The organism is Nostoc sp. FACHB-280 (assembly GCF_014697615.1).
Taxonomy (GTDB): domain Bacteria; phylum Cyanobacteriota; class Cyanobacteriia; order Cyanobacteriales; family Nostocaceae; genus Nostoc_B.
In genome coordinates this window covers 1-8011 of sequence record NZ_JACJSD010000099.1, presented here as the reverse complement: position 1 = coordinate 8011, position 8011 = coordinate 1, and the positions used below count along the sequence as shown (strand labels likewise).

The window sequence follows — 8011 nt, the reverse complement described above, 5'->3', positions numbered from 1 at the left end:
CGCTTTTGCGCTGTTGTAAGGTTGCTGTCATGTCTTTATGATTGCTTTGGTTATGTATGTTTCAGGTGTTTTCACCTGTTGTTACATATCTTAATCAAGAATGTTGCAGTTTGTAAAGTATTCTGAGGAAAGATTTATTAAATCAAGTTATAAGTTAAATTTATACTCAAAATTTTTAGGGTGAGCGTTGAATAAATCTGTCGCTCACCCCAAAAGAGTTATTCTGAGATTGTGTAAGATTTTGCAAAATTAGCTGCGATCGCCCAACACCAATTTAGACAACCTACTTTGATGATTTGGCTGATTGTTGCTTTTTACGTGCTAACAACCCTAGTCCAAATACAGATAACCCCAAAACCGCACTTGGTTCTGGAACGGGACTAGCAGTGTATGTAACGCTTTGCAAGCTGTCTACCGTAATAAAATTCTCAGCGTTGACATTAAAAGCATTTACTACATATTGCAATCCCAAACCTTGGTTTGGGGGAATTTCGCCCGAAAAGGTAGTAAAAACAGCCGCCAAAGCATCATCAGCTTCAGTGTATGTCCGACCACCGAAGGTAGCATAAATTTTTAAGCCTTCACCCACTGTCACAAATTGGTCATCTGCGGCCGCGGCTTGGTTAAAGGAAAAATTACCAACCAGCGTTCTATCACTGTTAGAGAAGTCATATCGAATGATTGCCGCTTGGGCTGGTAAGGTTTCTCCAGCAGCAAAAATTAATACAGTTCCTACTGTCGCTGCTGCTAATTTTTTCAACATTATTTTTCTCTGAAATAGTAAAAGTTGATTTTTGGCAGCAGAGATGAAGTAATAACATCTCTGCAATTGAAAGCTTGACTAGGATAGAGAGGAAAGAGGCTAGGGAGTAGTATTTTCTATGCTCTAGACTCTTTAAGATGCTGGGCTTGTCAAAGCAGCTCTCATGGTTCGGAAGATATGGCTTTGGTCTACCACCCCACGAACACCAGGTGCAGAGTAAGTCGTTCCAGTGGTATCGGTAAACTGCACTGGTTGTCCTAAAAGTGTGGTCAGAGTAGAAGAGTAAGCACCTTGGTAGTAAACAGGTACAAGCCGACGACTGTGGCTACCCCAGAGGTACTTTTGTTGTGGGTCAGAACCCCAGAAGTAACCAGCTTCACGAGGATTGTTGCGGTTGTAAGTGATGTCTACAGCGTTATACTTCAAGCCTCTGGCTTGATTTGGGTTGGCGTTGGGAGTTAATCGAGAAGCAAAGTCATTATTGAGAGTCAAATAGTGGTCGTGGTCAGCAGTCACAATTAACAAATTTTTGCTCCAACCACCATTATTGTTAATCCAGTTAACTACTTCTTGAACTGCTCGGTCAAATTCATTCATGGTACCAAGCAGGTTATCCATATTATTGTCGTGAGCCGCCCAGTCAATATCGCCGCCCTCAACCATCAACCAAAAACCATCTCTGTCTTTACCCAGAACGGTGAGAGCGGCTTTGGTTAAATCAGCCAAGGTTGGGTTTTCGTTGATTTCTCTTTGAATAAAACTAGCATCAGTTTCACCAGGCGAGAGAGGACGAACGGTATCACGAATTGGATGCGAAACAAGCGCCCCATTTACGTTACGCAAGGAAAATGGACTAGTGCTAGGAAGAGCGACGCGGTTCCCATTGGCATCAGTAACAAAAGGATTGCCATTGGCATCAAGTTGAGGCACGCATTCATTGATAGAGCCAGGAATTAACTGACCAGATTGACAAGGCAGTGTGGCACTACCAGTGATAACAACAGAGCTATACAAAGAGAAGTTATCTAAACCTGTGGTGCGGTAATCACCTGTAGAGGAACTAGTAGGCAAGTTACCGTTTTGGCCACGCGCACCATACAGTCCAAATAATCTCCCACCTTGATTGGGGTCGATGTTAGCTGCTGTATTTACCAGTGTTTGAGTGGCATTTGGGCCACGCTCCAAAAAGGTGTAGCCGTATCTGTTGGTTGCAGGAGTGGGGTTATTTCTCAGATGCTCGTAGGTATCTTGTGTAATGTATTCGTAGGTATAGAGTGGCCCAACAGCAGTTCTATTTTGAAAGTCTAAGGGATGTCCACCACCTAACAAGACATTGGGTTTAAAGTTCAACAATGTTTGTTGCAAAATGCTGTCTTGGTTGCTGAGAGCAGGGTTGTAAACGCTGTCGTACTTGCTCCGCCGGTTGACGAAAGAAGCTGCCGCGGCAGGGGTGGCGTGGCTTACAGGTACGGAGGTAACAAGACCAGTAGCTTTGCCTTGTTGTTGGGCAATTTCTAAGATGGTGGTTAACTTCCGCTCGTAGATATCTACACCCAAAGCGTTGTTATAGCTCTTCACACCTGTATAGAGAGTAGTGGCAGTGTTAGCCGAGTCAGGATAACTCCACTTGATGTACTCTCTGTTGTAGCTACCAGGACTAGCAGGGGTGAGAGGAACCCAAGGAGCAGGGCCGCCTTGGCTGATGTCATAACCTGCTAAATTGCCGGGGTTTGTGGTGTTACCATCAAGGCGAGTGCCTGGGTTAAAAGGAGTGGGCATGAATGTGAACCCAGGACGAACGGGACTCGCACCAGTCAATGAGTTGGAGTTATCTAGAGCAGAGTTACCTGTTAAATGTATCTGATTGCTTGGGTTGGCTGGGGTGCTGCTTTGAATGGTTGTGCCGTAGGTTGTCACTAGCCCATAGCCAGTTAAGTTTTGAAAGCTCAATCCAGAGCCTTTACCACTGGTGTAGAAGGGTGCGCCTTTAGCTACTGCTGCGGCTCTTGCCATGTTCCAGCCCATACCATCACCAATCATGATGATGACGTTAATTCCGTTATCACCCTCAGCTAAAGCGGGTGCAGGATTAGCAAATGTCAGGAGGGTGCTAGAAAAAAGACAAGCCATAGCAAAGCCCAGCACTCGCCTGAACTTTTCTAAAAATAAAATCATTGCAGTGCGCCTTGTAAATTATTTGAGTAAGTTTTGGCAGTTAATTATTGATAAAAGTTGTGTTCCAGGTGTTCAGCTGCAAAAGGTGAGAGCAGCGTTTGTTCATTCGTTGGTGATTGATTCTCTGGGATTGGAACTTGGGTATAAACAGGTTTGAAGGCGATTTGTTGTTGGACTGGCATTTTCCAGGATAGTGCTACCGTGAAAACTAGGCCAGACAAAAAACAAGCTAATAAACGCCAATGCCTTTTAATTAAAGAAATCATCGAATCATCTCCTCTAGGGATGGAAACAAAATTTTCTCTGCTTGGACGCGATCGCTACATTCTTCGGCTGGTAAATTACACATACAACTAGTATTAGCAATGTCGGTAATTTGACCGCGCAAGCATTTCACACTCTGAATCACTAAATATGCTGCAAAAACAGCGATTAACGCCGCTACTAATAAACTGATGACTCCATCCGCCCATGTCCAATTCAGCCATATAACTGCGATCGCAGCTAACACCGCACCAACTGAACTAGCGACATCCGCCAAAAGATGAAGAAAAGCACCTCTGATATTCAGGTCTTGATGACTGCATCCATGTAAATATAAAGCATTAAAACTGTTAATTCCCAAGCCAATTAAAGCTGTTGCTAACATTGGTATACCGAGAATCTCCACATCTGGAGATTGCAGCCTCTCTAAAGCTTCTTTGACAATCCAGCCAGCAATACAAGCTAGACTAATCCCGTTTACTAAGGCTGCCAAAATATCTAATCGGTAACGTCCTAATATATTGTGCTTAGATATGGATTGAGATAGCCAGGAAGCCACTAGTGCTAAACCCAACGCTGCTACATCCGAGAGAATGTGTTCAGCATCTGCTAATAGAGACAGGCTGTGACTCCAAATTCCTGCACCCAATTCCACACAAAAAAATACACTGAGTAACACTAAGGCAGTCCACAAAGCCTGAAATTTCTGCTTTACCTGGCTTGATTGCATCGAATCTGACCTGATGTACGTACTGGAGTTTATCTCCAATAATAAGCTATCAGTCAGATGCTTCCCCGCTGAAAGCACCATTATGAGATACCTGAATACCTGTACATTCCCGCGTTCAATGTATCAGCCTTTAGGTTAACGATTGAGTAAATAAGGTTTAATAGCGGGTAAAAATCAGTAAAAACTTGGAATCTCTATGTAATAATGATAATCATTTTAATAATGATTTGTGTACAAGTACATATATAAATGAAGTGGCGATCGCTTCAAAATATCTGGAGCGATCGCCATCAGCTAAAAGTAGTATTTTTCAGATAGTAGTGAATATTTTCTACTCACAGTTAACTATCTGTAATACCTATCATCTCTTTCATAACGGTCATTTCTGTCATACCTACCATTTCGGTTATATCTATCATCTCTGTCATACCTGCCATTTCGGTTATATCTGTCGTCTCTGTCATACCTACCATTTCGGTTGTATCTATCGTCTCTGTCATACCTACCATTTCTGCCATTACCAACTGCAAACTCAGCGCGGCAACCATTTCGTACCCAGATCCGATTTCCTCGGTAGCCCCAATTGTCTCGACAACTAGCGTTAGATAATTGTCTAACAAACCTTACTCTACCTCTACCGGGAACAGAACAAGTATTTCTCTGATTATCTCGGCTAGAACAAGTTATAATCTCTTGGGCTGAAGCCGGGGTGGCAGCGCCTAAAAGTGTACCGATGCTAATACTAGCAGCCATGAAGGTAGCTGCAATTATGGGAAAACGTATAACCATATCAACTATTAGACTGATTCAGTAATTTTCAACAGGAACTATAGTAATTGTAGCGAAATAAATTAATAGGTAATTTTGCTATTAAAATTATCTGTAAATGTTCTTTACACTTATCAAGGGGAAGAATTCTGGAGTCGGAAGTTTGAATCCAGAAGCAAAAATCAAGATTTTCTTGGATAGAAATTTTAATACTTGAGCAGTAGTAGTTGTCGGCGCTAGATAACTACTACTTCTATATTTTAGATTCTTACCAATAATTAAATATTATTAACTACATTTAAGCAGAAACACTTTTTACGGAATTAATAGTTATCTTGAACCTGAGAGCCAAGTATATTTTTTTGCTGAGGTATTATAGCCTAATCAAAGTTAGGAGAAATATTAAAGAAGGTATTTTAAAAAACTGCGGCGCTAAATATAAGTAATACATGATTAACTTAGGAGTCTGCTATGGAACCGCTTGACTTGAAATGGATACGTAGCCAGTTTCCAGCACTAACACAAAAAATCAATAATCAACCTGCTATTTTTTTTGATGGGCCTGGTGGAACGCAAGTACCAGGAGCAGTATTAGATGCGATGAATGACTATCTGGTGAGGTCAAATGCTAATGCTCATGGGTATTTTGCCACCAGTGCGCGTACAGATGCTACTATTAACTCTGCTCGTGCAGCGATCGCAGATTTTCTCGGATGTGATAGTGATGAGGTGGTATTTGGTGCGAACATGACCACTCTCACCTTTAGTTTGAGTCGGGCGATTGGTCGAGAATTGCAGCCAGGTGATGAAATTATTGTCACACGGCTAGATCACTATGCCAATGTTTCTTCTTGGTATGCGTTAGAAGAACAAGGTGCAATTATCCGCGTTGTCGATATTAATGTTGATGACTGCACGTTAGATATGAATGAACTAGAACGGCTGATTAATTCCAAGACAAAATTAGTCGCCGTCAGTTATGCTTCCAACGCTGTGGGTACGATTAATGATATTGCGGCGATCGCAAATTTGGCTCATAGTGTTGGTGCTTGGGTATTTGTCGATGCAGTTCACTATGCACCCCACGCACCAATTAATGTACATGGTTTAGATTGTGACTTTTTAGCTTGTTCTGCTTATAAATTCTTTGGCCCCCACGTTGGCATTTTATACGGTAAACGAGAACATCTAGAACGCTTGCAACCATATAAAGTTAAACCTGCACCTGACGAAGTTCCTTCACGCTGGGAAACAGGAACTTTAAATCATGAAGGTTTGGCTGGGGTAGTTGCAGCAATTAATTATTTAACTAAACTTGGTTGTCATGTTTCACCTGCAATTGATAATGAACTAGTTGCAGCCTTAATTGCAGCTGACAAAGAAGGTTTACAAACCTTTAGTTGTCCCCGCTTTCTCAAATCATCAGAACCAGCAAACATCACATCGGCTTATCACAGTCGCCGTGCGGCCTTAGTTGCAGCCATGTCCGCTATTCAACAATACGAACGGGAACTGAGTCACAAATTAATTTCTGGACTCTTAGAAATTCCTGGGTTAAGCTGCTATGGCATCACCAATCCGAATCGTTTTGCTTGGCGGACACCAACAGTAGGCGTGCGACTAGCTAATAAAACGCCTGAAACTATTGCCCAAGCATTAGGCGATCGCGGTATTTTTACATGGCACGGTCATTTTTATGCTCTAGGTTTAATAGAGAGGTTAGGTGTAGAAAATAGTGGTGGTTTACTGCGAATTGGATTAGCACACTACAACACCATTGAAGAAATTCATCAGTTGTTGTATGTGTTACGAGAAATAGCAGAGCTTCCTGATGATTAATTTCTCTTTTTCAAGATGCGGGGTTATATTAACCCCGTGAGGTTTTATGGAAAGTCACCTAAAATATTACGATTTAGTATTACTCAATGGTTGGGTAATTGACCCCAGTCAATCATTGAATGGTCGTTTTGATATTGCTATCCGTGATGGTAAAATTGCCGCAATTACCAAACAGTTAAAAACTTATAAATCTCAGCTAACATTTGCAGCAGGTAATTATTTAATTTGTCCTGGGTTTATTGATCTGCACGTTCATGTGTATGAGTGGGTAACAACATTTGGTGTACCAGCCGATGATGTTGGAATTCATGCTGGCGTAACCACAATTGTTGACCAAGGTAGTAGTAGTCCGTTTACATTTACTGGCTTTAAATCAGAGATTGTTGAGAAATCACAAACAGATGTTCGTAGTTTTTTATTAGTTAACCATGCCATAGCCCAAACTATTGGTGACACAGTTTCCGGGTTAGAAAGTCCAGAAAAAATAGATATAGAAACCTTAATTAAAGTAGCGCAAGCCAATCCCGAAATTGTGCGGGGCTTTAAAGTCCATGCAGATTCCGGCTCAATATCACGCTGGGGAATGGACGTACTAAAATTAGCAAGAGAAGTAGGCGATCGCACTAATCTACCCTTATATGTTCACACCGGAGAATTGTTCCCGGTAGATGAAACTAATCGCCCAAACCCCAACAAGGTAGTAGAAAATGCACTGTCATACATGAAACCGGGAGACATTTTAGGTCACTGCTACAGTTGTCAACCAGATGGGTTACTGGGAACACGCACTCAAGTTCCAGAATGGTTGTATGCAGCAATTGAGCGCGGCATATTATTAGATTTAGGACATGGATTAAAATTCAGCTTTGAGACTGCGCGACGGATGATAGCGCAAGGTGTATTTCCTCACACCATTAGTAGTGACGCTCACGGCAATTTCAAGAGCCTGCACGATGATTCAACGCTGAATTATAGTTTGTGTGGCGGAATTTCTAAATTAATAGCCTTGGGACTAAATTTAACAGATGCGATCGCTGCTGTCACCATCAACCCAGCCCGTGTTTTAAAAGCTGATGCAGAAATTGGCACTTTAAAAGTTGGTTCCATTGCAGATATCACAATTCTCCAGTTAGTAGAAGGTGATTGTTTACTTTTTGACGCTTTAGGACAACCACTAAAAGCTAAACAAAGACTCATTCCCGTTGGGGTAGTGCGTTCAGGAAAGTTAATTCAACCTCATTGTCGCTTGTTACGAGACTTAGTTGCGATCGCCTAAATGTCTTCTATAATCCTGACTTTTTACCTATAATCTAACAAATTAAGCCTAGAATTATAATTCTAGGCTTAGGGCGTGTCATCAATTAAGCCAAATAATAGAAGCAACAAGATAAATTGCACCTAGAAAGTTGGTAGCGCGTTTATCATAGCGCGTCGCAATCCCTCGATATTGCTTGAGTTTGGCAAAAAAGTTT

General features: G+C 41.7%; 8 protein-coding genes. 2 read left to right on the top strand and 6 right to left on the bottom strand.

Annotated features, from left to right (window positions below):
* Positions 1–283: 283 nt before the first annotated feature.
* The 5 genes from H6G75_RS32335 to H6G75_RS32315 all read right to left on the bottom strand — a co-directional run bounded on the left by H6G75_RS32335 (position 284) and on the right by H6G75_RS32315 (position 4721).
* Entirely contained in the window at positions 284–763 is a 480-nt protein-coding gene (locus tag H6G75_RS32335; RefSeq protein WP_190983945.1) for a PEP-CTERM sorting domain-containing protein, read from the bottom strand.
* Positions 764–895: 132 nt separating this feature from the next.
* Positions 896–2938, bottom strand: coding sequence for an alkaline phosphatase (locus tag H6G75_RS32330; RefSeq protein ID WP_242051729.1), 2043 nt, complete (start codon positions 2936–2938; stop codon positions 896–898).
* Positions 2939–2982: 44 nt separating this feature from the next.
* Positions 2983–3204 (bottom strand): hypothetical protein, encoded by a 222-nt coding sequence (locus tag H6G75_RS32325; protein WP_190983944.1) that lies wholly within the window; start codon positions 3202–3204, stop codon positions 2983–2985.
* Positions 3201–3932 (bottom strand): cation diffusion facilitator family transporter, encoded by a 732-nt coding sequence (locus H6G75_RS32320; protein ID WP_242051728.1) that lies wholly within the window; start codon positions 3930–3932, stop codon positions 3201–3203. Before H6G75_RS32320 ends, H6G75_RS32325 begins: the two co-directional genes overlap by 4 nt.
* 345 nt (positions 3933–4277) lie before the next feature.
* A complete protein-coding gene (locus H6G75_RS32315) occupies positions 4278–4721 on the bottom strand; it encodes a DUF3011 domain-containing protein (RefSeq protein WP_190983942.1) in 444 nt (147 codons plus the stop codon).
* Between the two features lie 450 nt (positions 4722–5171).
* Between H6G75_RS32315 and H6G75_RS32310 the strand changes: the two genes are divergently transcribed.
* The gene (locus H6G75_RS32310; protein ID WP_190983941.1) at positions 5172–6539 is read left to right on the top strand and encodes a cysteine desulfurase-like protein; all 1368 of its coding nucleotides are present in this window, start codon (positions 5172–5174) and stop codon (positions 6537–6539) included.
* Between the two features lie 46 nt (positions 6540–6585).
* The gene (locus H6G75_RS32305; RefSeq protein ID WP_190983940.1) at positions 6586–7815 is read left to right on the top strand and encodes an amidohydrolase/deacetylase family metallohydrolase; all 1230 of its coding nucleotides are present in this window, start codon (positions 6586–6588) and stop codon (positions 7813–7815) included.
* Between the two features lie 81 nt (positions 7816–7896).
* On the opposite strand, the gene H6G75_RS32300 is transcribed toward H6G75_RS32305, so the two are convergent.
* On the bottom strand, positions 7897–8011 hold a 115-nt coding region (locus tag H6G75_RS32300; RefSeq protein WP_190982699.1), incomplete at its 5' end, for a transposase.

What these genes read in the sequence shown, in the direction of transcription:
- H6G75_RS32335 (WP_190983945.1), bottom strand. Translation starts at nt 763, where the DNA reads ATGTTGAAAAAATTAGCAGCAGCGACAGTAGGAACTGTATTAATTTTT.
- H6G75_RS32330 (WP_242051729.1), bottom strand. Translation starts at nt 2,938, where the DNA reads ATGATTTTATTTTTAGAAAAGTTCAGGCGAGTGCTGGGCTTTGCTATG.
- H6G75_RS32325 (WP_190983944.1), bottom strand. Translation starts at nt 3,204, where the DNA reads ATGATTTCTTTAATTAAAAGGCATTGGCGTTTATTAGCTTGTTTTTTG.
- H6G75_RS32320 (WP_242051728.1), bottom strand. Translation starts at nt 3,932, where the DNA reads ATGCAATCAAGCCAGGTAAAGCAGAAATTTCAGGCTTTGTGGACTGCC.
- H6G75_RS32315 (WP_190983942.1), bottom strand. Translation starts at nt 4,721, where the DNA reads ATGGTTATACGTTTTCCCATAATTGCAGCTACCTTCATGGCTGCTAGT.
- H6G75_RS32310 (WP_190983941.1), top strand. Translation starts at nt 5,172, where the DNA reads ATGGAACCGCTTGACTTGAAATGGATACGTAGCCAGTTTCCAGCACTA.
- H6G75_RS32305 (WP_190983940.1), top strand. Translation starts at nt 6,586, where the DNA reads ATGGAAAGTCACCTAAAATATTACGATTTAGTATTACTCAATGGTTGG.